This window comes from Sulfitobacter sp. AS92 (genome assembly GCF_038900015.1).
Classification (GTDB): Bacteria; Pseudomonadota; Alphaproteobacteria; order Rhodobacterales; family Rhodobacteraceae; genus Sulfitobacter.
Map to the genome: position 1 here is coordinate 154,310 of NZ_JBBMQL010000005.1, position 26,875 is coordinate 181,184.

The 26,875-nt window shown below is 59.8% G+C and carries 25 protein-coding genes; 11 read left to right on the forward strand and 14 right to left on the reverse strand.

Annotated features, from left to right (window positions below; genetic code table 11):
* Positions 1–2: 2 nt before the first annotated feature.
* The 6 genes from WNY61_RS11470 to WNY61_RS11495 all read right to left on the reverse strand — a co-directional run bounded on the left by WNY61_RS11470 (position 3) and on the right by WNY61_RS11495 (position 6,848).
* Positions 3–1,478, reverse strand: coding sequence for a CpaF family protein (locus WNY61_RS11470; protein ID WP_342851573.1), 1,476 nt, complete (start codon positions 1,476–1,478; stop codon positions 3–5).
* 24 nt (positions 1,479–1,502) lie between these two features.
* On the reverse strand, positions 1,503–2,753 hold the full coding sequence (locus WNY61_RS11475; RefSeq protein WP_342851574.1) for an AAA family ATPase: 1,251 nt from the start codon (positions 2,751–2,753) through the stop codon (positions 1,503–1,505).
* A gap of 290 nt (positions 2,754–3,043) precedes the next feature.
* Positions 3,044–3,721, reverse strand: coding sequence for an OmpA family protein (locus WNY61_RS11480; RefSeq protein ID WP_342851575.1), 678 nt, complete (start codon positions 3,719–3,721; stop codon positions 3,044–3,046).
* Positions 3,722–3,725: 4 nt separating this feature from the next.
* A complete protein-coding gene (locus WNY61_RS11485) occupies positions 3,726–5,162 on the reverse strand; it encodes a type II and III secretion system protein family protein (RefSeq protein WP_342851576.1) in 1,437 nt (478 codons plus the stop codon).
* A 205-nt stretch (positions 5,163–5,367) separates the two neighbouring features.
* A complete protein-coding gene (cpaB, locus tag WNY61_RS11490; protein WP_342851577.1) occupies positions 5,368–6,228 on the reverse strand; it encodes a Flp pilus assembly protein CpaB in 861 nt (286 codons plus the stop codon).
* A gap of 422 nt (positions 6,229–6,650) precedes the next feature.
* Positions 6,651–6,848, reverse strand: coding sequence for a hypothetical protein (locus WNY61_RS11495; protein ID WP_342851578.1), 198 nt, complete (start codon positions 6,846–6,848; stop codon positions 6,651–6,653).
* A 357-nt stretch (positions 6,849–7,205) separates the two neighbouring features.
* Here WNY61_RS11495 and WNY61_RS11500 point away from each other — a divergent pair, with 357 nt between their 5' ends.
* Positions 7,206–8,021, forward strand: a complete 816-nt coding sequence (locus WNY61_RS11500) for a lytic transglycosylase domain-containing protein (RefSeq protein WP_342851579.1) — start codon at positions 7,206–7,208, stop codon at positions 8,019–8,021.
* A 41-nt stretch (positions 8,022–8,062) separates the two neighbouring features.
* Here WNY61_RS11500 and WNY61_RS11505 read toward each other — a convergent pair whose 3' ends face one another.
* From WNY61_RS11505 to tldD, 6 genes are all read right to left on the reverse strand, one after another.
* The gene (locus tag WNY61_RS11505; protein WP_342851580.1) at positions 8,063–8,686 is read right to left on the reverse strand and encodes a CoA transferase subunit B; all 624 of its coding nucleotides are present in this window, start codon (positions 8,684–8,686) and stop codon (positions 8,063–8,065) included.
* The gene (locus tag WNY61_RS11510) at positions 8,686–9,390 is read right to left on the reverse strand and encodes a CoA transferase subunit A (protein ID WP_342851581.1); all 705 of its coding nucleotides are present in this window, start codon (positions 9,388–9,390) and stop codon (positions 8,686–8,688) included. Before WNY61_RS11510 ends, WNY61_RS11505 begins: the two co-directional genes overlap by 1 nt.
* Before the next feature lie 98 nt (positions 9,391–9,488).
* Complete coding sequence (locus WNY61_RS11515) at positions 9,489–10,076, reverse strand: L,D-transpeptidase (RefSeq protein WP_342851582.1); 588 nt, start codon at positions 10,074–10,076, stop codon at positions 9,489–9,491.
* 153 nt (positions 10,077–10,229) lie between these two features.
* Positions 10,230–12,887, reverse strand: coding sequence for a type I DNA topoisomerase (topA, locus tag WNY61_RS11520; RefSeq protein ID WP_342851583.1), 2,658 nt, complete (start codon positions 12,885–12,887; stop codon positions 10,230–10,232).
* A gap of 244 nt (positions 12,888–13,131) precedes the next feature.
* Complete coding sequence (gene dprA / locus WNY61_RS11525; RefSeq protein ID WP_342851584.1) at positions 13,132–14,310, reverse strand: DNA-processing protein DprA; 1,179 nt, start codon at positions 14,308–14,310, stop codon at positions 13,132–13,134.
* Positions 14,311–14,406: 96 nt separating this feature from the next.
* The gene (tldD, locus tag WNY61_RS11530; RefSeq protein WP_342851585.1) at positions 14,407–15,828 is read right to left on the reverse strand and encodes a metalloprotease TldD; all 1,422 of its coding nucleotides are present in this window, start codon (positions 15,826–15,828) and stop codon (positions 14,407–14,409) included.
* Positions 15,829–16,008: 180 nt separating this feature from the next.
* On the opposite strand from tldD, the gene coxB reads away from it, so the two are divergent.
* From coxB to WNY61_RS11580, 10 genes are all read left to right on the forward strand, one after another.
* Positions 16,009–16,926 carry a cytochrome c oxidase subunit II gene (coxB, locus tag WNY61_RS11535; RefSeq protein ID WP_342851586.1) on the forward strand — a complete coding sequence of 306 codons (918 nt, stop codon included), beginning with the start codon at positions 16,009–16,011 and terminating at the stop codon, positions 16,924–16,926.
* A gap of 57 nt (positions 16,927–16,983) precedes the next feature.
* The gene (cyoE, locus tag WNY61_RS11540) at positions 16,984–17,922 is read left to right on the forward strand and encodes a heme o synthase (protein ID WP_342851587.1); all 939 of its coding nucleotides are present in this window, start codon (positions 16,984–16,986) and stop codon (positions 17,920–17,922) included.
* On the forward strand, positions 17,919–18,086 hold the full coding sequence (locus tag WNY61_RS11545; protein ID WP_007119153.1) for a hypothetical protein: 168 nt from the start codon (positions 17,919–17,921) through the stop codon (positions 18,084–18,086). The genes cyoE and WNY61_RS11545 overlap by 4 nt, the downstream gene beginning before the upstream one ends.
* Positions 18,086–18,661, forward strand: coding sequence for a cytochrome c oxidase assembly protein (locus WNY61_RS11550; RefSeq protein WP_007119154.1), 576 nt, complete (start codon positions 18,086–18,088; stop codon positions 18,659–18,661). The genes WNY61_RS11545 and WNY61_RS11550 overlap by 1 nt, the downstream gene beginning before the upstream one ends.
* A 35-nt stretch (positions 18,662–18,696) precedes the next feature.
* Complete coding sequence (locus WNY61_RS11555; RefSeq protein WP_342851588.1) at positions 18,697–19,503, forward strand: cytochrome c oxidase subunit 3; 807 nt, start codon at positions 18,697–18,699, stop codon at positions 19,501–19,503.
* A 95-nt stretch (positions 19,504–19,598) separates the two neighbouring features.
* Positions 19,599–20,285, forward strand: coding sequence for an SURF1 family protein (locus tag WNY61_RS11560; RefSeq protein WP_342851589.1), 687 nt, complete (start codon positions 19,599–19,601; stop codon positions 20,283–20,285).
* A gap of 4 nt (positions 20,286–20,289) precedes the next feature.
* A complete protein-coding gene (gene thrC, locus WNY61_RS11565) occupies positions 20,290–21,678 on the forward strand; it encodes a threonine synthase (protein ID WP_342851590.1) in 1,389 nt (462 codons plus the stop codon).
* Positions 21,675–22,937 carry a pitrilysin family protein gene (locus tag WNY61_RS11570; RefSeq protein ID WP_342851591.1) on the forward strand — a complete coding sequence of 421 codons (1,263 nt, stop codon included), beginning with the start codon at positions 21,675–21,677 and terminating at the stop codon, positions 22,935–22,937. Before thrC ends, WNY61_RS11570 begins: the two co-directional genes overlap by 4 nt.
* Positions 22,937–23,521 (forward strand): GNAT family protein, encoded by a 585-nt coding sequence (locus WNY61_RS11575; RefSeq protein WP_342851592.1) that lies wholly within the window; start codon positions 22,937–22,939, stop codon positions 23,519–23,521. The genes WNY61_RS11570 and WNY61_RS11575 overlap by 1 nt, the downstream gene beginning before the upstream one ends.
* Positions 23,522–23,629: 108 nt before the next feature.
* Entirely contained in the window at positions 23,630–25,045 is a 1,416-nt protein-coding gene (locus WNY61_RS11580; RefSeq protein WP_342851593.1) for an FAD-binding oxidoreductase, read from the forward strand.
* 7 nt (positions 25,046–25,052) lie between these two features.
* Here WNY61_RS11580 and WNY61_RS11585 read toward each other — a convergent pair whose 3' ends face one another.
* Positions 25,053–25,583 carry an adenine phosphoribosyltransferase gene (locus WNY61_RS11585; RefSeq protein ID WP_342851594.1) on the reverse strand — a complete coding sequence of 177 codons (531 nt, stop codon included), beginning with the start codon at positions 25,581–25,583 and terminating at the stop codon, positions 25,053–25,055.
* A gap of 165 nt (positions 25,584–25,748) precedes the next feature.
* The gene (locus WNY61_RS11590) at positions 25,749–26,621 is read right to left on the reverse strand and encodes an S-methyl-5'-thioadenosine phosphorylase (RefSeq protein ID WP_342851595.1); all 873 of its coding nucleotides are present in this window, start codon (positions 26,619–26,621) and stop codon (positions 25,749–25,751) included.
* Positions 26,622–26,875: the final 254 nt, after the last annotated feature.

The window sequence follows — 26,875 nt, forward strand, 5'->3', positions numbered from 1 at the left end:
CCTTACTGGGCCGCGACCGGTTCGTAGATGGAGGCGGGCAGATCATAGCCCCACATGCGGAACCGCTCGGAGAAGTGGCTGCGCACACCGGTGGCGGTGAAGTGGCCAATGATCTTGTTTTCAGGGGTCAGGCCGACACGCTGATAGCGGAAGATCTCTTGCATTGAGATTACCTCGCCTTCCATGCCGGTGATCTCGGTGATGGAGGTCATGCGGCGCGAGCCGTCCTGCAAGCGCGAGGCCTGCACGATCAGGTTCACCGCCGAAGAAATCTGGCTGCGCACGGCCTTAAGCGGCATCTCGATCCCAGCCATGGCGATCATGTTCTCCAGACGCGACACGCCATCGCGGGCAGAGTTCGCGTGGATCGTGGTCATAGAGCCGTCGTGGCCGGTGTTCATCGCCTGCAACATGTCGATGACCTCTTCACCGCGGGTTTCGCCCACGATGATCCGGTCCGGGCGCATCCGCAGCGCGTTTTTCAGACAGTCGCGGGGGGAGACTTCGCCCTTGCCTTCGACGTTGGGCGGGCGGCTTTCCATCCGGCCTACGTGGGTCTGCTGAAGCTGAAGTTCGGCGGTGTCTTCGATGGTCAGGATACGCTCATCATTGGCGATGAACGAAGACAGCGCGTTGAGCGTGGTGGTCTTACCTGAGCCTGTACCGCCTGATACGATGATGTTCAGACGCGTCGCCACGGCGGCTTGCAAATAGGCGGCCATCTCTTCTGAGAAAGCACCGAAATTCACCAGATCGTCGATGCCCAGTTTGTCTTTCTTGAACTTACGAATGGACACCAGCGACCCGTCCACCGCGACGGGGGGCACCATGGCGTTGAAACGCGAGCCGTCTTTCAGGCGTGCATCGACGTAAGGGTTGCTTTCGTCCACGCGACGACCCACCGCCGAGACGATCTTGTCGATGATCCGCAGCAGGTGTTTTTCGTCCTTAAAGGTGATGTCCGTCAGTTGCAGCTTACCGTCGCGCTCGACGAAGATCTGCTGCGGGCCATTCACCAAGATATCGTTTACGGTGTCGTCTTTCAGCAGCGTTTCCAGCGGGCCAAGACCGGTCACCTCGTCATAAAGCTCTGAGTTCAACGTCATGCGGTCTTCGCGGTTGAGCACGATGCTCTTTTCCGAGAGAATTTCGACCGCTATGTCGTTGATCTCTTGGCGCAATTCTGTTTCTGAAGCATGTTCCAAAGCGGCAAGGTTGAGGTTGTCCAACAGCGCGCGGTGCAGCTCAAGTTTGATGTCGCCCATCCGCTGCTTGCGCTTGACATCACGGTCTACCGGCGCTGCGGCTGCGGGCTTGAGGGCGCGGCGCATCGAAGCCGATTTGGCGGCCTCAGCAACTGCGGGGGCGGCTACTGGCGCGGCTTCAACAACCTTTGCGGGCGCGGCCTGTTTGGCTGGCGCCGAAGCAGGGGTCGCTTTCGGGGTCGCGGAGGCTGGTTTCTTATACTTGGAAAACATCGATACGCTCTTTCGCTAGGGGGCTCAGGCTGCTTTGGCCTGATCGCCCTTGAGATCGTGGATGGAGCCTGCCAGCTTGGCTATTTCGCGCCGCAGCGGGCTTTTTGGGGCAGAATTGGCGAGCGGGAGGCCGTGATCATTGGCCTGCGTCACCGCCTTGCCGCCATCAGGCAGTTGCACGTCAATCGAGATGCTGAGCGATTCGGCCATGCGCTTGACCCGGCTCTTGGCGCTGAGATCGGTGAACTTGGGCGCGCGGTTCATCACATAGCGCAACTTCTCAAAGGGAAGCTCTTCGGATTGCAGCGCGCGTTTGAAGCGCAGAGCGTTTTGGGCCGAACGCATATCAAGTTCCAGCATAGCGAAATAGATATGCGCGCTGGTCAATACGGTTTCAGACCATTGCACCAGCGTTGAGGGCATATCCACAATGACATAGTCGAACTGGTTGCAGGCCATGCTCAGGATGCGGTCGACGTCTTCGTTGGTGATGATGTCGAGCGGCAGCATTTCCGCGGGGGCGGTCAACACATGCAGCTTGTCTTCAAAGGTTTGCAGCGCTTGGCCAAAGATCTCTTCGTCCATGGACTGCGTGTCGGACATCATCTCGTAGACCGCCTCGCGGCGTTGCAGGTCAAGGAATGTCGCGACGGAGCCGTATTGCAGATCGAAATCCAACAGGCAGACGGAAGGCGCGTTCTTCTTGTCCGCGTTGGCAAGTTCCCAAGCAAGGTTCACAGCAAGTGTTGTCGCACCGGTGCCACCGGCCAATCCGTGCACCACGATCAATGCACCGTCTTTGCGCGCGCCAGCTTTTAACTGTGGGGCTGCTGATTCTGTTTCTGCGGCGGGGGCAGGGGGGGCATTCTCCCCTGCGCGAACCCGTGCGATGGCTTGGGCCAACTCGCCTTCGGGCAGCGGATAGGGAACGAATTCGTCAGCGCCTTGTCGCAGCAGCGAATGCAAAGCTGCGGGGGTCATGTCCTCGGCGATCAGGATCACGCGGATATCACGGGCCTTGGCTTGAGTGATGATCTCGCTCATCAATACAAGGTTGTCTTCGTCGGTCTCATCCATAGCCAGGGCTACAAATTCCATCGCCGCGGCTTCGGGTTGCCCAAAGAATGCCAGCGCTTCGGCGAATCCCAGATCGCCCCAGCTTTCGCCAAGCGTGGCCTCCATATCTTCGATCAAGAGGTCGAAGTTTTGTACATCACGGCTGATTGTGCAGGCAACGATCGGCGCTGCTTCGGGTTGGGGCATACTGTTGCTCATGACCTTTTGTCCTTTACATCAACGGTTTGGCCGGGGGGCGGCGATATTCTGTCGCCGCGTCCGCTCTGGCCTCTGCCTCATGCGCGGCCTCTGAGCCGGGCACATTTGTCCTTCTGGGTCGAATATCACGCCCAACTGGGGCGAGATTGGGGCCAAAAAGCCTCCATTGTTGGGTATTGTGAAACGATCCGCGTTTTAGCGCCCTATTGGACATCTCTTGGCGGGTACGAGAAACCCCCGCGACCCAAGGGCACGGGGGTAAATTTCTATTTCAGAAGAGGCCCTTGGCCTTACTCCCCGCCGCTGCCACCAGCCGCAGTGGCACTGGTGCTTAATTGCGAGGTGGGCACGGCGCTGGCCACATACTCGCGATAAATGACCTGCGCATATTTACCATCCAGAAGCATCGGATGGCCGTGCACAAAGCCGCTGACCTCGGTCACGGTGCGCCGGTTGCGGCGCTCGCGGCCTTGGGTGACGATCAGGGGCTGGGTTTCGCCAAAGGAAACAACAGCTTCCAACCGGCTTGGGCTGATTCCCAAGGTCGAGAGGTAGCCCACCACTGCCTGCGCGCGGCGCAGACCTAAGGCCCGGTTATAAGCCTGCGAGCCGACCAGATCGGTGTGGCCATAAATGCGGAAGCGAATCTCGGGGAACTGGCGGATCCATCCGGCCTGTTGGCGCAAAACGGCCTGTGCAGTGGCGTCCAGCTGGGCAGAGTTAAAGGCGAAGGTCACGGTAGAGCCGACTTCGTTGGCGAAACGATTCGCCAGATCAAAGGTCACATGCTTCTCGCCCGTCATAACTTGCCGATTATGCAACGTGGCATTGCCGAACTGGCCTATGTCCACAACCGAGCCGGCTTCGCGGTAGAACTGTGTATAGACCGGATCGTTGCTGGGGGCGCAGGCGGTGAGCCCGGCGAGGGCCGCGGTGCCAGCGATCAACGTGATATGTCTGCGTGTCATCGGATCAATCCAGTACGTAACCGTAGGAGCCGCGGAAGTCCTGCTTGGCCACTTCGCCCGCCGCGCCTCGGGTGGGGGTGCGAGTGCCGTCGGCGGTGCGCCCGTGCAAGAATAGGTCTTTCTCTGAGGGCGGCTTGATGCGGTCCGTGGGCAGTACCAGCGCTTCGCTGCGGGTTGGCGTTACCAGATGCGCGGTGACGATGATCACCAACTCTGTCTGGCTGCGTTGATAATCCGCTGACCGGAACAGCGCGCCCAGCACTGGCACATCGCCGATCCACGGCAGTTGCCGCGTGCTGTCAGTAAAGTCGTCGGTCAGAAGCCCGGCAATGGCAAAGCTTTCGCCATCGCGCATTTCGACCGTGGTCGACGTCTCACGGCGGGTGAAGGCGGAAATCTCGATGCCGTTGCCCAGGGCGATGCTGTTACTCGCATCGATGGCCGATACGGCGGCGTTCATCTCGAGGTTGATGATATCTTTGTCCACGACACGCGGAATAAAGGCGAGCTCAACACCGAAGGGCTTGAACTCAACCGCGATGGTGTCACCTGTTTGCGCGACGGGAACGGGGTATTCCCCCCCGGCGAGGAACTTGGCCTCTTGCCCCGACAGCGCGACTAGGTTCGGTTCCGCCAAGAACCGCACAACCCCTTTTTCTTCTAGCGCTTCCAGCAAGATGCCCACTTGGGTCGACCCGGCGTTAAAGCCAAACAGCACCGCGCCTGCGTTCTGGTTGGAGGAGGGGATCGTACCGCCAAGCGAAGAGGCGACCCCGCCAGATGAATTGGTACTGCCGGTGCCCGCATTGATGCCAGTGCCGCCAATCGCGCCATTGATCGCAAGCGAAGACCCGAGCGATTTGGACACGTTGCGCTGCATTTCCGCAAAGCGGACCTTCATCATCACCTGCTGGATACCGCCAACGCTCATTAGGTTGCTGACCCGTTCAGGCGCATAGCGTTCGGCCAGATCAAGCGCGCGTTGCAAGCGCTGTGTCGAAGACACGATGCCCGACAGCACAATGCCGTCATTGGCCGTGCGTACCTCAATCTTCTCACCCGGAAGGATTTGGCGCAGCCGCTCTTTAAACTCGGATACATCCGCAGCCACGCGAACATCGACGTTGGTGATCAATTGCCCGCCAGCGTCCAGCAGCGTCAGTGTGGTCAGACCCGGGGATTTGCCGAGCACATAGATGGTGCGATCGGACAGCGAAGAGATATCCGCGATGCCGGGGTTGGCAATGCTCAATTCAGCGAAGGGGATGTCGCTTTCGACCACCACGGCGCGGTTCATCGGAACATCGAGACTGGAGTTCGTGCCGCGTTTCACAACCCGCAGCGTGTCGGCGCCAGCAGAACTGGGCAGGGTCAATGCCAATGGCATCGCGCCCAGAGTCAGCCCCAATAGGGCCGCTTTCAGAAATCTATCGATTTTCATGTGACCTGCCTTTTTGATCACGCCTCGGGATGGGTCTTTTCGCCCTCGTTTGGCAGCACTCTGCGGCAATTCGAATTTTATTGCAAGAATCAAGCTCTTCGCGGGTGCTTTGCATGTGGGCTATTCGCAACATAACCTTGAAATGGAAAAGACGCCGCAGAGGCTGCGACGTCTTTGCTTAGCATAGCAAGAGGGGGTCATCAGGTCAGTTTGTGCAGGGGATCGGAAGTTCGACCACCTCAGCGCCGCGACGTGTGCGGATCGTGCAAACCTTCTCTTTGGCGACCTCTGCGATGGTTTCTTGCATCTCAATCCCAAGAAGCGACCGCTGATCGACCTCAATGGCTTCGGCCACGGTATCGTCATTGGTGCCGACCAAGGAGAGGGACAGTTTGCCGGTCGACTGCGCTTGGGCGAGGGCTGCGACCTGTTGGGGGTTCACGGCTACGGTCACGGTCTTAGCGATTGAGGCTTCCTCCATCACCAGCGCATCGGCGCTTTGGTCGATGGCGATCAGTTGTACTGCTGATTCGATCAGCTTGGTTACGTCGCCGTTGCTGGATTGGCTGCCCAAGTTGACGCGGCCCGTCCAATAAACATCGACCCGGTCGCCGGGGCGCAAGAAGCCCGACACACCGCTGGACACGTCGACCTTGAGAGCGAAGGCGCGCATACCGCGGGCAAGGCGGGAGGTCAGACCGGAGTCTTCCCCCGGCTCGGTCACCTTAACAGCCATGATCGCTTCATCTTTTTCGATGTTGCGCAGCACGATGCGCTGATCTCTGCTATTTTCAGGAAACAGCAAGGTTTCTTCAACAAAGCTGCCCTCAGGTATCGCGTTCTCAGGCCATTTTACAGCGCGCACATCTGCACGAGTCAGGGGCTGCCCGTACTTAAGCGGCTTGTCGGCCACCCAAACGGTTTGTGTTGGCACCACCTGCGCCAGTGCGGCCTGCGCCTGTGCATTGGCTGCTTGATACTGAGAAATCCGGTCTTTCGCCAGATATACGGCCCCACCGGCAAGTGCGATACCTACCAAAAGAACCAATCCAAATACGGCCCGCATGTTGTCACCTCTTTGCTATGGAAGCGGGTCTGAGCCCGCTTGTGTCAAAGGCAGAATAGCTGCCGATTATGACGAGAATTGGTCGGCACAGCGGCGATGGGATGAAGTGTCGCGGTGCTCAGCATTCTTTCTAACTGGAAGATTGGGCTGCGAGTCCTTCCTCAATGTCTTTTACAAGAACATTGACGCTGTCAGAAAAGAGGCCCAGCGACAAAATCGTCAAGGCAACCAGAAACGCCGTTAAAACGACCCAGTCGACGCTAATCGCGCCACTTTGGTTCAGTGCGAAATTCCGAAAAAATCTGCGCATATGTATTTCCGTTGACCTTAGATATGACGGTAAGGGAGTACCAAAAAGGGCTGCCTTCCGGACGAAGACAGCCCCTCAACTGAAGTTCTCTATTGCTGTAAGGTCTTAGCCTTTATTGAGTGGTTGTGGGTTCTTCCACGGTTACCCCACCAATTGCGGTAGCAATATCGTCGGTCAAAGCCGTCGTATTTTCTTTGATCGTGCCGAAAGCAACAACAGCCAGGCCAACGATCGCAGCGGTCAGAACGACCCAGTCAACTGTCACGGCACCGTCTTCGTCTTTGCGGAAGTTTTTGATAAAGTTCATCATGTCATGTCCCTCCAAGGATCACTGAGTAAAGGTTTTAACCTCGCCGTCCGGTTTGCCTCGTTCTCTCATTGAGGCTGTCCGACTTGGTATGACCCTATATAGCCCTGCGATTGGGGCGCGAATTTGGCAGCAAATGTGACTTTTACCGTTCTGGCATGTTTTTCTTTTAAAAAGGTTTCAACGTCCTGTTTTTATTGAGTCTAAAGGCGTTTTGAGGTCGCTTTTTAGCGTGTTTTCCCGGGTTCTCAGCGCAATTGCGGCGAAATCGCCACGATCCCCGTCTCAATCGCTGGCCCGATTCCCCTTTTCATGAGATATTGCCAGCCAAAGGCGCGTCAGACGCAAGGTAGAGCAGGCATGTATCGTTTATTGGCACTTTGGCTGATCATGGCCCTTTCGGCCCCCGCCACTTGGGCAGAGGGGCTTACTCCTTTTCCCGAATTCTCGGCCAAACGGGTCGCGCCGCCCAAAAAGGGGGCCAAGCGCATCACCGTACAGATCGACCCGGCTGCCCGTGCCGCCGCCGCTGCCAAGGTTGAGACCGGTCCAGCCGTGGCGGCCACGCCTTCAGGTGCCATCGCGCCTTTGAACGCAGGGCAGTTTGATTGGTTCTGGGATAAAGTCTCTCCCGCAGCTGATTTGGGCGGGGCAGGACGGCTGGCACCTGCCATGGCCGTGCTTTCCACTGGCAAAGTGCCCGCGCCGCGTTTGCAACATCTACAAGACATCGCTCGCAGCAACGGTGTGGACATTTTGCGTGCGACAGTCGGCACGAAAGTTTCTCCGGCCCTCGTGTTGGCGGTGATCAGCGTCGAATCGGCTGGGCGCACCGATGCAGTGAGCCGGGCAGGGGCTGCGGGGTTGATGCAACTCATGCCCGATACCGCTGCACGTTTCGGCGTAGGCGATAGCATGATCGCAGCGCAGAACATCTTGGGCGGCGTCAAATACCTCGATTGGCTGATGGGAGAGTTCGACCGTGATCCGATTCTTGTGCTTGCGGGCTATAACGCGGGCGAGGGCTCGGTGCGCAAACATGCGGGCGTGCCGCCCTTTGCTGAAACGCGGGACTATGTGCCAAAGGTCTTGGCAGCCTTCCAAGTGGCGCAGGGGCTTTGCCTGACACCGCCGGAGTTGATCAGCGATGGGTGTGTTTTCGCGGCGATGAACTAACGTCGCAGTGGCGCCCCGGCGGATGCCGCCGGGGGCTTTGTTTAAATGATGGTGGCGTCCGTGGCGGCGCGTAACTCATCCTCGGTCACGCCATCGGCACATTCGACGATGCGCAATCCACCTTCGACCACGTCAAGCACACCAAGGTTGGTGATGATGCGGTCAACCACGCCCTTGCCGGTCAGTGGCAGGGTGCATTCTTTCAGCAATTTGGACTCACCGGCTTTGTTTTGGTGATCCATGACAACGATCACTTTGCGCACACCGGCAACAAGGTCCATCGCGCCGCCCATGCCTTTGACCAGCTTGCCGGGGATCATCCAGTTCGCCAGATCGCCGTTCTCGGCCACTTCCATGGCACCAAGGATCGCCGCGGCGATCTTACCACCGCGGATCATGCCAAATGACATGGCGCTGTCGAAATAGGCCGTGCGGCTCAGCTCAGTGATGGTCTGTTTGCCTGCGTTGATCAGGTCGGGGTCTTCTTCGCCCTCATAGGGGAAAGGGCCCATGCCCAACATGCCGTTTTCCGACTGCAAGGTAATGTCCTTGTCGCCGACGTAGTTCGCCACCAGCGTCGGAATCCCGATGCCGAGGTTCACATACATGCCGTCTTCGAGTTCCTCTGCGGCCCGCGCCGCCATCTGATCTCTATCCCAGGGCATTATGCTTCCTCCCGCTTGCGTGTCGTAACCTTTTCGATGCGTTTCTCGTGGTCGCCTTGGATGATGCGATGCACGTAAATGCCTGGCAGGTGGATTTTATCGGGGTCAAGGCTGCCACGCGGGACGATCTCTTCAACCTCCACGATGCAAATCTTACCACACATAGCCGCAGGCGGGTTGAAGTTGCGCGCGGTCTTGCGAAACACGAGGTTGCCGGTGTCGTCAGCTTTCCATGCCTTCACGATCGACAGATCGGCAAAGATGCCCTCTTCGAGAATGTAATCCTCGCCGTTGAACTGCTTTACTTCTTTGCCCTCAGCGATCTGGGTGCCAACGCCGGTCTTGGTATAGAAACCGGGGATGCCCGAACCGCCCGCGCGCATACGCTCGGCCAATGTGCCTTGTGGATTGAACTCAAGCTCCAACTCGCCGCTCAAATACTGGCGCATGAACTCGGCGTTCTCGCCGACATAAGAGGAGATCATCTTTTTAACCTGCCGCGATTGCAGCAGAATGCCGATGCCGAAATCATCGACGCCCGCGTTGTTGGAAGCAAAGGTGAGGTCTTTGGCCCCGTTGTCCTTGATCGCCTGCAACAGCAATTCAGGAATGCCACAAAGGCCAAAGCCCCCTGCGGCGATCAGCATGCCATCCGACAAGACACCTTCCAGTGCCTCAGCGGCGGATCCATATATTTTGTTCACGGCGACCTCCCCTTGGTTTCGTCGCGCCATATGTGACGCTGCGCTGCTGCAGTGTCAATTACGTGGAGCTACGCAAGGGAAGGCCGCCGTGGGAACGGTTAGATTACGCGGACCTGTGTGCCGACAGGGCACATGCCGAAAAGCTCTTCGATCTTCTCGTTATACAGCCCGATGCAGCCGTCCGAGGACCGACGCCCGATCTTGCGCGTGTCGTGGGTGCCGTGGATGATATAGGCAGGCCAGCTGAGGTACATCGCGTGGGTGCCCAATGGGTTATCGGGGCCCGGCGGCATGTATTTGTAATGCGGGAAACGCTCCATCATCGACGCGGTCGGGGTCCAGTCTGGCCCCTCTTTCTTGCGCACAATCTCGGTATAGCCGCGTTTGGTCAGCTCTTCGGTGGCAGGCACGGAGGTCGGGTAGACTTTGTAAATCTGGCCGTCGGCGCTCCAGTAATGCAAGGCGCGGCTGATGGTGTCAGCGACAATCGCCCCTTGGCCGAGGCTGTCGAAATGGTCCTGCCAACGCTGCGTCGCAAAGCTTGACGAATTGCGCGAAACCGGGGCTTCGTTGGAGAATTCGCGGGCCGATTGGCCGAATTCCTGCGCGCGCAGGATCTGCGGGGTCATCAACGCCGCACCGCTGGCGGCGATCACGCCGCGTCGGGTAAATTTAATGCCTGACATATATCTGCCTTTCATACTGGTCTTGCCGTCTGCCCCTGATCCGAAAATCGAAGGTAAATGGCAAATCACATATTCATGATGCTGGATGTGACGGTGCGCCACAGGCGGAACCGCGCCGATCCGGCGCGGCCGCTGCAGTGCGGGCGCGATTGGTTACGCGCCGCCGGTCTTTTTAGCCGCCGGTTTCTTTGCAGCCGGCTTCTTAGCAGCCGTTTTTTTCGCTGCGGGTTTCTTGGTAGCGGTCTTGGCCGCAGGCTTCTTTGCAGGCGCTTTCTTCTTGGTTGCCGCTTTGCGTTTGGCCGGAGATTTAGCGAGCTTTTCCTCGATTAACTCCACCGCGCGTTCCATGGTCAGGTCCGCCGGCTCAACCTCTTTCGGGATCGTCGCGTTGACCTTTTCCCACTTCACATAAGGCCCGTATTTGCCTTCCATGATATTCACCGCGCCGCCCATATCTGGGTGTTCACCCATCTCACGGATCGGCTTGGCGGCCTTACCACGCCCGCCACGGCTGGCGACTTTTTCGGCCAGCAGTTGCACCGCGCGGTTCATGCCCACGGTAAAGACCTCGTCGATCCCTTCAAGGTTGGCATTGGTGCCGCCCCGGTCCGAGGTGCTCTCGGCGTGTTTGATATACGGACCATAACGCCCGATGTTCGACCAGACCATCACGCCATCTTCTGGATGCGGGCCGATCTGGCGGGGCAGGGACAGCAGCATAACAGCTTGTTCCAGCGTCAGTTCTTCGGCGGGCCAATCCTTTGGGATCGATTGGCGCGGGGGCTTTTTGTTTTCTTCGGTCACTGGGCCGCGCTGCACATAGGGGCCAAAACGGCCCTTGAAGACGCGGATTTCGTCCGCCTGATCTTCGCCCAAGAGCTTTCCATCAGGCGGAATAGCCGAGGCTTCAGCCTCTGGGTCCGGCGGGCCGAAGGGGCGGGTGTAGCGGCATTCGGGGTAGTTTGAGCAGCCGATAAATGCCCCGCCCGACCGCGCGGTGCGCATCGACAGGCGACCAACCTCACAGTTCGGGCAAAGGCGCGGATCGCTGCCATCTTCCGTGGGCGGGAAAAGATGCGGCTCCAAAATCTCGTTAATCTTTTCCAGAACTTCCGTGATCCGCAACTCGGATGTTTCGGCAATCGCCGCCGAGAAGTCGCGCCAGAAGCGACGCAGCACTTCTTTATAAGCCGCATCGCCTGCGCTGACCTTATCAAGCTGGTCTTCCAGATCAGCGGTGAAATCATACCCGACGTAGCGGCGGAAGTAGTTCTCAAGGAAGGCGGTGACCAAACGGCCCTTATCCTCTGGGATCAGGCGGTTGCCATCCTTGCGGACATATTCGCGGTCTTGAATTGTGGTGACAATGCTGGCGTAGGTTGAGGGGCGGCCAATGCCCAACTCTTCCATGCGCTTGACCAATGTCGCTTCGGTGTAGCGCGGCGGCGGCTGGGTGAAGTGCTGCTCTGGCGTGACGCTGCGCTTGTCCATCGCATCGCCATTGTTGATCTGGGGCAGGCGCTTGTCGTCTTCGTCGACCACATCATCGCGGCCCTCTTCGTAAACGCGCAGGAAACCGTCAAACAGCACAACCTGACCATTGGCACGCAGGCCGACCTGACCATCTTCGCTCCCGACTTCAACCGTGGTGCGCTCAAGGCGCGCGCTTTCCATCTGACAGGCGAGGGTACGTTTCCAGATCAGATCGTAAAGTTTCGCCTGATCCGCGTCGAGCTTCAGCGTCTTTGCGTCTTTGGTCATATCCGTCGGGCGGATACATTCGTGCGCTTCCTGAGCGTTCTTCGCCTTGTTTTTATAGATGCGCGGTTCTTTCGGCACATAGTCAGCGCCAAAACGGTCGGCGATCGCATCGCGCGCCATTGTCACCGCTTCGGGGGCCATGTCGATGCCGTCGGTCCGCATGTAGGTGATGTGACCGGCTTCATAAAGGCGCTGCGCCGTTGACATCGTCTGCCGTGCGCCCATCGAAAACTTCCTGCTTGCTTCTTGCTGCAGGGTCGACGTCATGAAGGGTGCCGAGGGGTTGCGGCTGGCCGGTTTGGCCTCAACGTTCATGACTTTCAGCGCGCGGCTGGTGATCGCCTGCACCGCCATCTCGGCCTGGGTGGCATCGGCCAAATCGAAACGATCCAGCTTTTTGCCCGCAAGAGAAACAAGGCGCGTTTCAAATTCCTGACCGCGCGGCGTGGCGAGCAGCGCCTTGACCGACCAATACTCGCGGGCGCGGAAGGCTTCGATTTCCATTTCACGCTCAACAATCAAGCGCAGGGTAACCGATTGCACCCGGCCTGCCGATTTCGCGCCGGGAAGTTTGCGCCAGAGAACAGGCGACAGGTTAAAGCCCACCAGATAGTCCAGCGCGCGACGGGCGAGATAAGCCTCAACCAACGGCATATCGACTTGGCGCGGGTTTTCCATCGCCTCGGTCACGGCCTTCTTAGTGATCTGGTTAAACACCACGCGGCTGACAGGCGTGTCCTTCTTGATCGATTTGCGCTTGGTCAGCGCCTCTTGCAGGTGCCAGCTGATCGCCTCGCCTTCGCGGTCGGGGTCAGTCGCGAGGATCAATGCGTTGTCTTTGGCCAGCGCGTCCGCGATCGCCTTGACGTGTTTCTTACTGTCGCTGGCGACTTCCCATTTCATGTCGAAATCAGCGTCGGTGTCGACTGACCCATCCTTGGGTGGCAGGTCTCGGACGTGGCCATAGGAGGCGAGGACGGTATAATTATCGCCCAAATATTTGTTGATCGTTTTGGCCTTGGCGGGGGATTCGACAACGACGACGGGCATAAATACAGGCACCTTAGATCAAAAATGAGGGCAGCTTTGCGCTGTCTCATGTGGGATGGCGGGGGTGTTTGTCAATGCGGCTGCTGTTTATGAGGGTTCTGCGCGGCAGCGGTTTGCTGCGCTTGCTGGTTTGGAAGGGCGCCATGGCTGGGATGCTTTGAGCCGAGTCTCTGGCGGGAATGGGCTGCATTCAGACGTTAGCGGTTTGCTGCTGTTTCATCGCCCGCAGGGGCCACTCTTCTAGCTACGCGGTGCGGCTCAGCAATCCACCGGGCTGTCTTTCAATTTGGCCGTCCATTTCAAGATCAAGAAGCGCCGGGGCTACGGCAGTGCTGGGCACTTGTAGGTCGCGGATCAGCTGATCCTCTGCAATCGGTGCAGGGCCAAGCCGAGATAGGATGCGTGCGTGTAGTTTCGCGATGGAGCCCGTATTGTCACGGGATTGAGTTGCGCAAGACGGCGGCGCAGATGTCGGACCCGAAGCTGGTTTCACTGGGGCAGGCGCGTTGTCCCTTTGCCGATCCTGTTCAGGCAAAATCTCCAAGACATCGGCGGCGGAGCGAACCAACACAGCACCGTCGCGGATCAGCATGTTGCACCCTGCGGCACGCGCGTCCATCGGGTGCCCCGGCACCGCCAGCACATCGCGCCCTTGATCCAGCGCATCCCGCGCAGTGATCAGGCTGCCAGACCGTGCCGCCGCTTCTACCACGACAGTCGCCCGGCTGAGGCCCGAGATGATGCGGTTGCGTCGTGGGAAATGCCGCGCCATCGGTTGCAGCCCCATTGGTTGCTCTGACAGCCGCAGCCCCTGTGCCGCGATCTGGCCCGCCAGTTCGGAATTTTCGCTGGGATATATAGTGTCGACCCCACCTGCCTGGACAGCGACGGTGCCGCGCGTGAGGGCCGCTTCATGCGCTGCGGCGTCGATGCCCCGGGCAAGGCCGGAGACAACAATAAACCCGGCCTCCCCCAGCTCTGCCGCGAGGGTGCGTGCCATGCGCAGGCCAAGCGATGAGGCATTCCGCGCGCCGACGAGGGAAATCATCGGGCGGGTCAGCAGCGCGGGATCACCGATAACCCACAGAAAGGGCGGTGCATCGTCAAGATCACTTAATAGGTCAGGGTAGGGCGCTTGGCCCTGCACCAGCAGCCGCGCCCCGGCGGCGCGGGCGGCGTTAAGTTCGGCCTGAACAACCCCTTCGGGGCAGATGCGATAGTCCGAAATGCCTGCGGCACGGGCAACTTCTGGCAGGGCGGTCAACGCATTAATCGCCGACCCATGTTCATCCAGCAAACGCCGGTAGGTCGAAATGCCAACCCTGCGAGAACGCAACAGACGAAGCCGGGCAACCTGTTCATCTTCCTGGGTGGGTGGGAGTGGGGGGTGAGTGGAAGAAGGATGTAGGTCCTTGTCAGTCATCCCGAAGCTCCGTCCGTTGCAGAATCAGGTATAGGATTTAGTGCTTAACAACCTATGAACTTTTCTCCACCCATTCGATTCAACTCAGGCGTGCCGTCAGGTTGCCGCGCCGCCCACGGTCAGCCCGCCGATCATCAACGTCGGTTGTCCGACACCCACCGGCACCCACTGACCCTGTTTGCCGCAGTTGCCCATGCCGGGATCCAGCGTTGGGTCATTTCCGATGGCGCGAATCTGCTGCAGCGCCGTGGCCCCGTCGCCGATCAGCGTGGCCCCTTTGACCGGCGCGCCGACTTTGCCGTTCTGCACGCGATACGCCTCGGTGCAGGAAAACACGAACTTGCCGTTGGTGATATCGACCTGACCGCCGCCAAAACCGACGGCATAGATACCATCTTTGAGATCTGCCACGATGTCACCCGGCGCCACGTCACCGCCCAGCATATAGGTGTTGGTCATGCGCGGCATCGGGATATGCGCGTAGGACTGCCGCCGCCCGTTCCCGGTTGAGGCACCGCCCATCAGCCGCCCGTTCTGGCGATCCTGCATATAGCCCACCAGCACGCCATCTTCGATCAGCACATTGCGCGCCGAGGGGGTGCCTTCATCATCGACCGAGATCGAGCCGCGCCGGTCAGGAATCGTGCCATCGTCCAACACGGTCACTCCCTTGGCGGCGATCTGTTGACCCATCAGCCCGGCAAATGCGCTGGAGCCTTTGCGGTTAAAATCGCCCTCTAGCCCGTGGCCAATGGCCTCATGCAGCAGAATGCCGGGCCAGCCGGGGCCAAGCACCACGTCCATCACACCCGCCGGGGCGGGGATAGCCTCAAGGTTGACGCAGGCGATGCGCAATGCTTCACGCACCTTGGCCTGCCAATCCTCAGGGGCCAGCATCCCGTCCAGTCCAATCCGCCCGCCACCGCCGACACCGCCGCTCTCGCGGCGGCCGTCTTGCTCCACGATGACAGAAACATTAACCCGCGTCATGGGGCGCACGTCGCGCACGGAGTGACCCTCGGGCCGGAGAATCTCAATCTCCTGAATGCTGGCGGCAATCGTCGCACTCACCTGCACCACGCGGGCATCGAGGCTGCGGGCATAGGCGTCGATCTCGCGCAGCGTGTCGACCTTCACCGGAAAGGCATGGCCGGCAATCGGGTCTTCGTCTGTGTACAGTCGCACGTTGCTTGCCTGCGGGGCGTCCGCCCATGTGCCACCGCCATCGCCCACCGCAAGCCGCGCCGTCTCTGCCGCGCGCCGCAGCGACGCTTCGCTGAGTTCGGTCGAATGCGCATAGCCCGCCACCTCGCCACGTACCGCGCGCAGGCCAAAGCCCTCTGCGGCGTCATAGCTCGCAGTCTTAAGCCGCCCGTCATCAAATACCAGCGCCTCAGAGCGGCGGCGTTCGAGGAATAATTCGCCGTCATCGGCACCGGCTACGGCCTCGCGGAGCACGCTCAGAGCGGTTTCTCGGTCCAGATCGGCCTCAAACGGGGTGAATTGCGCGCTGCTCATTGGGGGGTATCCTTGCTTGCTGTCACAAAACTGTCTCGCGCGTCCCTATGACGCAAGCATGTGACTTTATCTTGTAAGCAGAATATGATTGTAAGCATCCAGGATTACAACGGCACCGGGTCGCAGCAGCGGTTCGGGTGTCTAATCGGCTTCTTAATGGTCACAAGATCAGGACGACATATGAAACATCTACTCCCCCTTTCCGGTCTTTTGACCAGCCTTGCCGCCCTGCCAGCATTGGCACAGGACAGCCTGCGCATTGACGGGCTTGATGTCATCGGCAGACCTGTTGACGGCGAGACAGGCTTTCAACCGGCTGTGACGCGGGTGGCGCAGGATATCCACGATTTGGACTATCTGATTCTCGTGATCATCACGCTGATCACCGTTTTTGTGACCGGCCTGATCATCTGGGTCATGATCCGCTACAACAAAAAGCGGAACCCGACACCGTCGTCCTTCACCCACCACACACCGATTGAGATCGCCTGGACCATCCTGCCGATTCTGGTCCTTGTGTTGATTGGTGCCTATTCGCTGCCAATCCTGTTCCGCCAACAGGAAATCCCTGAGGCAGACATCACCATCAAGGCGATCGGCAACCAGTGGTACTGGACCTACGAATATGTCGACGAAGAGATCGCCTTTGACAGCTACATGATCGGCGCGCCCGCAACGCTGGGCGATGGCGACGAAGATGTGACCCCCTTCGTGCTGAATGACGCGATGGTCGCCAAGCTCGAAGACGAAGGCTATGCCCGCGAAGACTTCTTGCTGGCCACTGACACATCCGTCGTGATCCCGGTTGGCAAAACCATCGTGGTACAGGTTACCGCAAGCGACGTGATCCACTCTTGGACCATCCCCGCCTTCGGCGTGAAACAGGATGGCGTGCCCGGTCGTTTGGCTGAACTGTGGTTCACCGCTGAGCGGGAAGGCGTCTACTACGGTCAGTGCTCCGAGCTTTGCGGTCAGGCCCACGCCTATATGCCGATCACCGTGAAGGTTGTCTCGGAAGAAGTCTATGCCGAGTGGCTCGGTAAGGCTAAGGCGGAATATGCGGGTATCGAACAGCCGCTGACCGTGGCCTCCAAGTAAGCCAGTTCTGCGGGGCAGGGAGGAAACCTGCCCCGTTTTTAACCTGGAAGGTTCGGGATGACTGACATCACCAATACGCCAACAAGTGAGTACGATGCGCAGTTGGGGGATTACTTTGCCCTACTGAAACCGCGCGTGATGTCGCTTGTTGTATTCACTGCATTTGTGGGGCTGCTGGCCGCACCGGTGTCTGTGAACCCGATCGTCGGCTTCTGCGCCATCTTGTTCATCGCCATCGGCGGCGGTGCTTCGGGCGCGTTGAACATGTGGTGGGACGCAGACATTGACGCTGTGATGCGGCGCACCCGTGGCCGCCCGATCCCATCGGGCCGTGTGCAGCCCGGCGAAGCCTTGACGCTTGGCGTCGCGCTGTCGGGTCTGTCGGTGATGATGCTGGGGCTGGCGACGAATCTGCTGGCCGCCGGGATGCTGCTGTTCACCATTCTGTTCTATGCGGTTTTCTACACCATGTGGCTCAAGCGTTTGACGCCGCAGAACATTGTTATCGGCGGTGCCGCCGGGGCCTTCCCGCCCGTGATTGGCTGGGTCGCCGCTACGGGTAGCTTCTCGGTCGAGGCATGGTTGATGTTCGCGCTGATCTTCATGTGGACGCCGCCGCATTTCTGGGCGCTGGCCCTATTCATGCGCTCCGACTATGACGACGCCAAAGTGCCGATGCTGACCGTGACCCACGGCCGTCCGGCCACGCGGCTGCATATCTTGATCTATACCGTTCTGCTGGCCGCTCTGGCGATCGGCACGTCCTTCACGGCTATCGGTGGCATCTTCTATTTCGCCGTGGCCTTGGTTCTGAACGCCGCATTCCTGCTGGGCGCATGGCGCATTTGGAACCGGGATGAGGTGATGGCTGAAGCCGACGACTACGCCGAAGAGCGCAAATTCTTCCGCCTGTCGCTGGCATACCTCTTCCTGCACTTCGGCGCGATCTTGGGCGAAGCCGCCCTGCGTGCCTTTGGTCTGGGAGGCTGGGCATGAGCTTTCGTCCTGAGCACGAACTGCACAAGCGCCGCCGCGGTCGCAATATCGGCGTCGGTTTGATGCTGGCGGCTTTTGTGGTGCTGATCATGGCGCTGACATACGTCAAAATTACGCAGACAGATTTTGAACTGCCCGCGAACCAACGTGAGGTGACCCAGTAATGGCGCTTTCCGGTCCTCAGAAAACAGTGATGCAAACCGTCAGCGTCGTGGTGTTGATGGGCGGTTTGGCTTGGGCGTCGGTGCCGTTTTACGACTGGTTCTGCCGGGTCACCGGCTTCGGCGGCACGCCGGGACAGGTAAGCGCATCCAGCGGCGAAGTTCTCGACCAAACGGTGAAGGTCCGCTTTGATGGCTCCCTGAACGACGGCATGCCATGGGAATTCAAACCTGTGGTCCGCGAAATGGAAGTACGCATCGGCGAGACGGGGTTGGCCTTCTATGAGGCTTATAATCCTACCGATAAACCGGTGGCGGGGCAGGCGAGCTACAACGTAACCCCCTACACCGCCGGGGCCTTCTTTGAGAAGATCGACTGTTTCTGCTTTACCGAACAGGTGCTTGCACCGGGTGAACGGGTGCAGATGCCGGTAAGCTTCTTTGTTGATCCAGAAATGGTCAACGACCGTGATGGGAAGTTTGTACATACCATCACACTGTCCTATACATTCTACGAAATTGACCTGCCCGAAGGCTATGCCGCCCTCGATCAGGACAGCGCCACAGCAACCAATTAACGACCTGATTAAACAAAGGTGAGGGACCCGAAACCATGGCCCATGCAAAGAACCACGACTACCATATTCTAGCCCCCTCGTCCTGGCCGCTGCTGGGATCGTTGGGTGGATTTGCCATGTTGGCCGGCGCTGTGCTGTGGATGCACGGCATTACGCCTTTTGTCTTTCTCGGCGGTCTTGTTGCCGTCTGCTATGTGATGTTCGCCTGGTGGGCCGAGGTCGTAACCGAAAGCGAAGTGGGCGATCACACCGGTGTGGTGCGGATCGGCCTGCGCTATGGCTTTATCCTGTTCATCATGTCCGAAGTGATGTTCTTCGTCGCGTGGTTCTGGTCCTTTTTCAAACAGGCCCTTTACCCGATGTACGAATATGCCGGGAGCACATATCTCAAACCTGAGATCCACGCGGTTGACGCATTCCACCTGCCGCTGATCAACACGCTGGTTCTGCTTCTGTCGGGCTGTGCCGTGACATGGGCGCACCACGCGCTGGCGCATGAAAACAACCGTAAAGACCTGATCGCGGGTCTGGCCATCGCTGTGGTGCTTGGCGTGTTCTTCACAGCGCTGCAGGCATTTGAATACTACGAACTGCTGGTCCATGACGATTGGACCTTCGGCGGCGACATGTATTTCTCCAGCTTCTTCATGGCGACAGGCTTTCACGGCTTCCATGTGATCATCGGTACGATCTTCCTCTTCATCTGCCTGCTGCGCGCCATGCGCGGTCACTTCACCCCCGAACGCCACGTCGGCTTTGAAGCGGCGGCGTGGTATTGGCACTTCGTTGATGTGGTCTGGCTGTTCCTCTTCTTCGCTGTCTACATGTGGGGCACACCCTAAACATAAGGCGGGGTTGCATCCGCGCCCCACACCCGTAAAACCCAAACGCGCGAAGCCTTCTTCGCGCGTTTGTCGTTTCAGCCTGAGAGATTCGTATGCGGCGCAGCCTGTTCTTCATCATCGTCGGTCTTGGCGGGGCAGCGATCCTCGTTGCGCTCGGGATATGGCAAGTACAACGGCTGGCGTGGAAAGAGGCGATTGTCGCTGACATCAACGGACGCATCACCGCGACGCCGGTGGACCTGCCCAGGTCGCCTGACCCGGAAGTCGATGCCTATCTGCCCGTCACCGTAAGTGGTGAAATCGGGGCCGAGGCGCTGCATGTGCTGGTCAGCCAAAAGCAAACGGGCGCGGGCTACCGTGTGATTGCTCCTCTGACGCTGGAAGACGGGCGCCGCATTCTCGTCGATCTGGGCTTCACGCCGACCGAGAACAAAGACATTATCCACACTGCTGGCCCCGCCCGCATCACTGGCAACCTGCAATGGCCCCAAGAGGTCGACAGTTTCACACCCGAGGCCGATACCGCGCGCAACATCTGGTTCGCCCGCAATGTCCCCCGCATGGCCGAAACCCTCAATACCGAACCGCTGCTCGTCGTCACCCGCGAGGCCGAGGGGGGTGACCCAAAAATCGTCCCGCTGCCCGTCGATACCGCCCGCATTCCCAACGATCACTTGCAATATGCGATCACCTGGTTTTCCCTCGCCGCCGTCTGGCTGGCGATGACCGTTCTTTTCCTGCGCCGCCGCCGCGCCCCTGCAACGCCGAAAGTCGACTGACCCTATGCGCTATATCTCCACCCGTGGCTCCGCCCCTGTCCTGACATTCGAAGAGGCGATGCTGACCGGCCTTGCCCGTGATGGCGGCCTATATGTGCCCGAAACGATCCCGACACTGACGCCCGAGCAAATCACCGCCATGCAGGGCCAGAGCTACGAAGAGGTCGCCTTCACCGTTATGCGCCCCTTCATCGGCGACACCTTCACCGACGAAGAATTTCGCGCCATCATCGGACGCGCTTACGCCGGGTTCGAGCACACAGCCCGCGCCCCCATGGTGCAACTCGCCCCGAACCACTTTCTGCTGGAACTCTTCCACGGCCCCACACTGGCGTTCAAAGACTTCGCCATGCAGCTCATCGGCCAGATGTTCCAAGCCGCATTGGGCCGCAAAGGCGAACGCGTCACCATCGTCGGCGCGACCTCGGGCGATACCGGCTCCGCCGCGATCGAAGCCTTCAAAGGCTTGGATAACGTCGACGTCTTCATCCTCTACCCACATGGCCGGGTGTCAGACGTGCAGCGCCGTCAGATGACGACGCCATCGGAGTCCAACGTCCACGCCCTCGCCATCGACGGCGATTTCGACGACTGCCAAGCGCGCCTGAAAGACATGTTCAACGACTTCAACTTCCGCGATTCGGTGCGGCTGGCGGGTGTGAACTCGATCAACTGGGGCCGGGTGTTGGCGCAGGTGGTTTACTACTTCACTGCCGCCACCAGCCTCGGCGCACCTGCGCGCGAGATTAGCTTTACCGTGCCCACCGGCAACTTCGGCGACATCTTCGCAGGCTATATCGCCAAGCGCATGGGCCTGCCCATCGCCGATCTGGTCGTCGCCACCAACCAAAACGATATCCTGCACCGCTGCCTCTCGGGGCAGGGCTACCACAAAGGCGGCGTGACCCCCTCAATCAGCCCCTCGATGGACATCCAAGTGTCGTCCAACTTCGAGCGCGCCCTCTTCGACGCCTACGACCGTGACGCGGGTGCAGTGGCACAACTGATGGACGAGCTAGGGCAGGGCGGTTTCGACGTCTCCCAAGGCGCGATGCAGGCGCTGCAAGACACCTACCGCTCGGGCCGCGCCTCGGAGGAAGAAACCACCGGCACCATCACCGACCGCCGCAGCACAACAGGCGAGCTGCTCTGTCCGCACTCCGCCGTCGGTGTGAAGGTCGCGGACGAATTGCGCGACCCGGCCACCCCGATGGTTACCCTCGCCACCGCGCACCCGGCCAAATTCCCCGACGCTGTTGAGGCGGCCACCGGCATCCGCCCAGCCTTGCCGCCCCGCATGTCGGACCTTTTCGACCGCGAAGAGCGTTTCACCCGGCTGCCCAATGACCTCGACGCGCTGAAAGCGCATATCAAAGGAAACCTCCCCGCGTGAGCTTGAACCAGACCACATTGCCCAACGGCTTCCGGATCGTCACCGAACATATGGAGGGGCTTGCCTCCTCGGCCATCGGCGTTTGGGTGAACGCAGGCGCACGTCACGAGACCCCGCAGCAAAACGGCATCGCGCATTTCCTTGAACATATGGCATTCAAAGGCACCGCGACTCGCTCCTCGCTGCAAATCGCCGAGGCCATCGAAGACGTGGGCGGCTATATCAACGCCTATACCTCGCGCGAAGTTACCGCCTATTACGCGCGCGTGCTGGAAAACGACGTGGCGCTTGGCCTTGACGTGATCGCCGACATCCTGCGCAACCCGGTGCTGGACCCCTCCGAAGTTGAAGTCGAACGCGGCGTGATCTTGCAAGAGATCGGCCAAGCGCTCGACACGCCCGACGATGTGATCTTTGACTGGCTGCAAGAACAGGCCTATCCCGATCAGCCCATCGGCCGCACGATCCTCGGGCCATCCGAGCGCGTCTCGGCCTTTTCCCGCGACGATTTGAAACTCTTCATCGCCGACCACTACGGGCCAGAGCAGATGATCCTCTCTGCCGCCGGGGCGGTGAACCATGACAAGATCGTAAAGCTGGCCGAGAGCCTCTTTGGCGATATGCCTTCGAAAAAGCTCTACCAGATCGACAGCGCCCGCTTCGGTGGCGGCGAGTTTCGGCAGGTCAAAAAGCTCGAACAGGCCCATTTTGCGCTTGGCTTTGAAAGCCCCGGCTACCGCTCCGATGACATCTATATCGCCCAAATCTACGCCTCTGCCTTGGGCGGCGGCATGTCCTCGCGCCTGTTCCAAGAGATCCGCGAAAACCGCGGCCTCTGCTACACGATTTTCGCCCAAGCTGGCGCATATGCCGACACCGGGATGACCACGATCTATGCTGGCACCAGCGCCGAGCAACTGCCCGAACTGGCCAACATCACCATCGACGAGATGAAACGCGCCGCCTCTGACATGTCCCCCGCTGAAGTCGCCCGCGCCCGTGCCCAGATGAAAGCCGGGTTGCTGATGGGGCTGGAAAGCCCCTCGAACCGCGCCGAACGTCTGGCCCGCCTCATTCAAATCTGGGACCGCGTTCCGCCGCTGGAAGAAACCGTGGCCCAGATTGACGCCGTCACCACAGGCGATGTGCGCGACTTCGCCGAACGCATGGCCATCCAAGCGCCCGCGGCTCTTGCGCTCTACGGCCCCGTAGATGGCGCGCCAACACTCGACGAACTCCACAGCAGACGCGCTGCCTGATGCTGCTGGGGCGACGCAAACTGCGGATCGAAACAGAACGGCTGACCCTGCGTCCGCCGATCCATGCCGATTTCCGCGCGTGGTCTGCCCTGCGCCGCGCCAGCAATGATTACCTCCGCCCGTGGGAACCGACATGGGCGGAGGATCACCTCACCCGCAAGGCCTTCACCAACCGCGTCTACTGGGCGCAGCGATCGGTATCGTCGGGTAATGCCATGCCGCTGTTCCTGATCCGGCGCAGCGATCAGAACCTTGTTGGTGCGATTACCCTCGACAACATCCGCCGCGGCCCTGCGCAATCAGGCACGCTCGGCTATTGGACGGGCGAGCCCTTCGCGCGCCAAGGCTACATGCGTGAGGCGATCGAAGCGGCGGTGCATCAGGCCTTCACCCGGCTCGACCTGTCGCGCATCGAAGCTGCCTGTCTGCCAGAAAACCAAGCATCCCGGGGGCTGTTGGAAAAGGCCGGCTTTAAATATGAAGGCGTGGCACAGAGCTACTTACAGATTGATGGCCGTTGGCGCACTCATGTGCTTTACGCCGCGCTGCGCAAAGATCGGCGCGGACGTACGGATGTCGGTTAACCTTCGAAAAGCAATGCCGCTTCTCCTCCGCCGGCTAAGCCACATGCCCGCCAAACGGTTCTACGCTTTGCCCTTGCATCCTTCCCTCTATCACAGGATCAAGACCATATGACACTGAACCCCGCCGACACCGCCTTCACCGATACCCTGCGCGCGCAACTCTCCGATGACGTACTGCGCCAGCCCGAACCGCGCCACCTCGAAGAGCCCCGTGGCCGCTATGCCGGGCAGGGCGGTCTGCTGGCCCTGCCACGCACCGCAGAGGAGGTTTCCACTCTGATCCGCGCTGCCGATGCGGCCCGCGTGCCGGTGGTGCCTTATGGAGGCGGCACCGGCCTCGTCGGTGGTCAGGTCAGCAGCGATGGACCTGCTCCGCTGATCCTGTCACTCGAACGCATGAACCGCATCCGCGCCGTACTCCCCGAAGAGAACGTTTTGGTCGCCGAAGCCGGCGTGATCCTCGCCGACGTTCAGCAGGCAGCCGAAAGCACAAACCGCCTCTTCCCCCTGTCCCTCGCCGCCGAAGGCACGGCCCGCATTGGCGGCACGCTCTCGACCAACGCAGGCGGCACCGGGGTGCTGCGCTACGGCAATGCCCGCGACCTCTGCCTTGGCCTCGAAGCCGTCCTGCCTGACGGTCAAATTTGGCACGGCCTGACCCGCCTGCGCAAAAACAATACTGGCTATGACCTGCGCCACCTGCTGATTGGCGCCGAAGGTACGCTCGGCATCATCACCGCCGCAGCCCTCAAACTCTACGCCCGACCGGCACGCAGTGGCACCGCCCTCATGGTTGTCGACAGCCCCGCCGCCGCGCTATCGCTCCTTTCACTGGCCCGTGACCACATGGGCGAAATGATCAGCGCCTTTGAATTGATGCACCGACAAGGTTTCGATTTTCTTAACGAAACCCTCCCCAATATCCGTCAGCCTTTCACGGAAGCCCCCGAGTGGTGTGTATTGATCGAGATTGGCACGCCCGGAGAGATCGACACCGACGCCGCCCTCGAAAGCCTCTTCGCTGCGGCGCTAAAGGCGACCCTCGTCACAGATGGCCTGATCGCCCAAAACGCCCAGCAGGCCCAAGACTTCTGGACCATTCGCGAGACAATTCCCGAAGCCAACCGCCTGATCGGCTCGGTCTCCAGCCACGACATTTCAGTGCCCCTCAGCGCGATCCCTGAGTTCATCACCCGCGCCACCCAAGCACTCACCGCCCTCAACGATTTCCGGATCAATTGCTTTGGCCATGTCGGGGACGGCAACCTGCATTACAACGTCTTCCCCGCAAAGGGAAAAACGCGTGCCGACTACGAAGAGCAACGCGATGCAGTCAAACGCCTGGTCCACGACCTTGTGCACGAGCTCGGCGGCTCATTCAGCGCTGAACACGGCGTCGGGCGGATCAAAGTCGATGACCTTGAACGCTACGGCGATCCGGCGAAACTCGCCGCCATGCGCGCCATCAAAGCGGCACTTGACCCCAAGGGCATCATGAACCCCGGCGCCGTCCTACGCGCCTAAACGCCGTTCAAAGCCCATCAAAGGCACAAAGCGCGTGGACCTCTTTGCCGAGCGCTTCCAACCGCTTGCGGCCGCCTAGCTCGGGCAAGTCGATGATGAACGCGCAGGAAACAATCTCACCGCCCAAACGCTCAATCAGCTTGATCCCGGCCTCCGCCGTGCCCCCTGTGGCCAGCAGGTCGTCGACAACCAAAACTTTCTCTCCCGGCTTGATCGCGTCGTCATGCAGCTCGACAATGGCCTCGCCATATTCAAGTTTGTATTCCTGACTGATTACAGTGCCCGGCAGCTTGCCCTTCTTGCGAACAGGCACAAAACCCACACTCAACTGATGCGCAATTGCCCCGCCCAAAATAAAACCGCGGGCCTCAAGGCCCACAACCTTATCGATGTCGATGCCCGCATAGGGATGCAGCATCTGGTCGATCGCCATGCGAAACCCGCGTGGATCGGCAAAAAGTGTCGTCACGTCGCGAAACATGATTCCCTCATGCGGGAAATCTACAATCGTGCGAATATAGTCCTGAACCTGTTTCATGCCGCCCTTCCGCGTGAATTAACCCGACCCGTCTTAGCGCAAGCCGCCCCGTAGGCGAAGCCCTCATCTGCGCCTGGCACCTCATCAGAAAGAGGGCCCAACTCCCTCTTCTTCATCCTTTCTTAAATACCGTCCGCACTCAGCCGCACACTCCACCGCCCGCGTTCAAAGCATCCGCCCCGCCACTGCATCCAGCTTTGCCAGCAATTTAGGATCGCGCGCATCAGGCTGGGTCAGGATCGCAAATTCCAGCGCCCGGTCACATCCATGTGGGCAAGGCGCGCGGTCGGCCCCCAGCAGCGCGGGCAGGCGCGACACCATGGCGCGGCCCTTGTCGGCATTCCCCATCAGCGTTGCGATGATCTGGGTCACATCCACCTCACCGTGATCCGGATGCCAACTGTCATAGTCGGTGATCATCGCGACAGAAGCATAACAAAGCTCAGCTTCCCGCGCCAACTTAGCCTCGGGCATATTGGTCATGCCGATCACATCCGCGCCCCAGCTTTCGCGGTACATTTTGGATTCGGCCAGCGTCGAGAATTGCGGCCCTTCCATCGCCAGATAGGTGCCGCCACGGTGCACGTTGATGCCGGCCTCCCGTGCCGCAGTCTCGCAGGCGTCGCCCAAGCGCGGGCAGGTGGGGTGGGCCACGCTGACATGGGCCACGCAGCCGGGGCCGAAGAAAGATTTCTCCCGCGCCATGGTGCGGTCAATGAACTGGTCAACGATCACGAAATCGCCCGGTGCCATCTCTTCGCGGAACGACCCGCAGGCTGAGACGCTGATCACATCCGTGCAGCCCAACCGTTTCAGCGCGTCGATATTGGCGCGGTAGGGCACGGAAGTCGGCGTATGCACATGGCCACGGCCATGGCGCGGCAGAAAGACCATGGCGACGCCGTTCAATGTCCCGGTCAGAACTTGATCCGACGGCGCACCCCATGGGGTTTCCACGGTGACCCAATCGGCATCCTGCAGCCCGTCGATGTCATAAATGCCGGAGCCGCCGATAACGGCGATTTTCGTATCTGTCATGGAGGAGCCTGTGCCTTGGTTGGTTGCCAGTGAAGCCCAAAGAACCTCACAGATTCCAGTGGGGTTCAAGTGTTTTTGCCACCGCGGCAGACACGTCTTTGTCAGGAATTTGCGGAGCACATTGCGCGTTGGCCGTTGCACCAATGTGTTTCTGCATTGCAGCAGCGTCGGCTTGATCACCGGCAAGATGCTTTTCTTCACGGCAAAACTGCTCTAGGTGCTGCCAAAAGCGCCCCGCAACTGCGGCTTCCGGC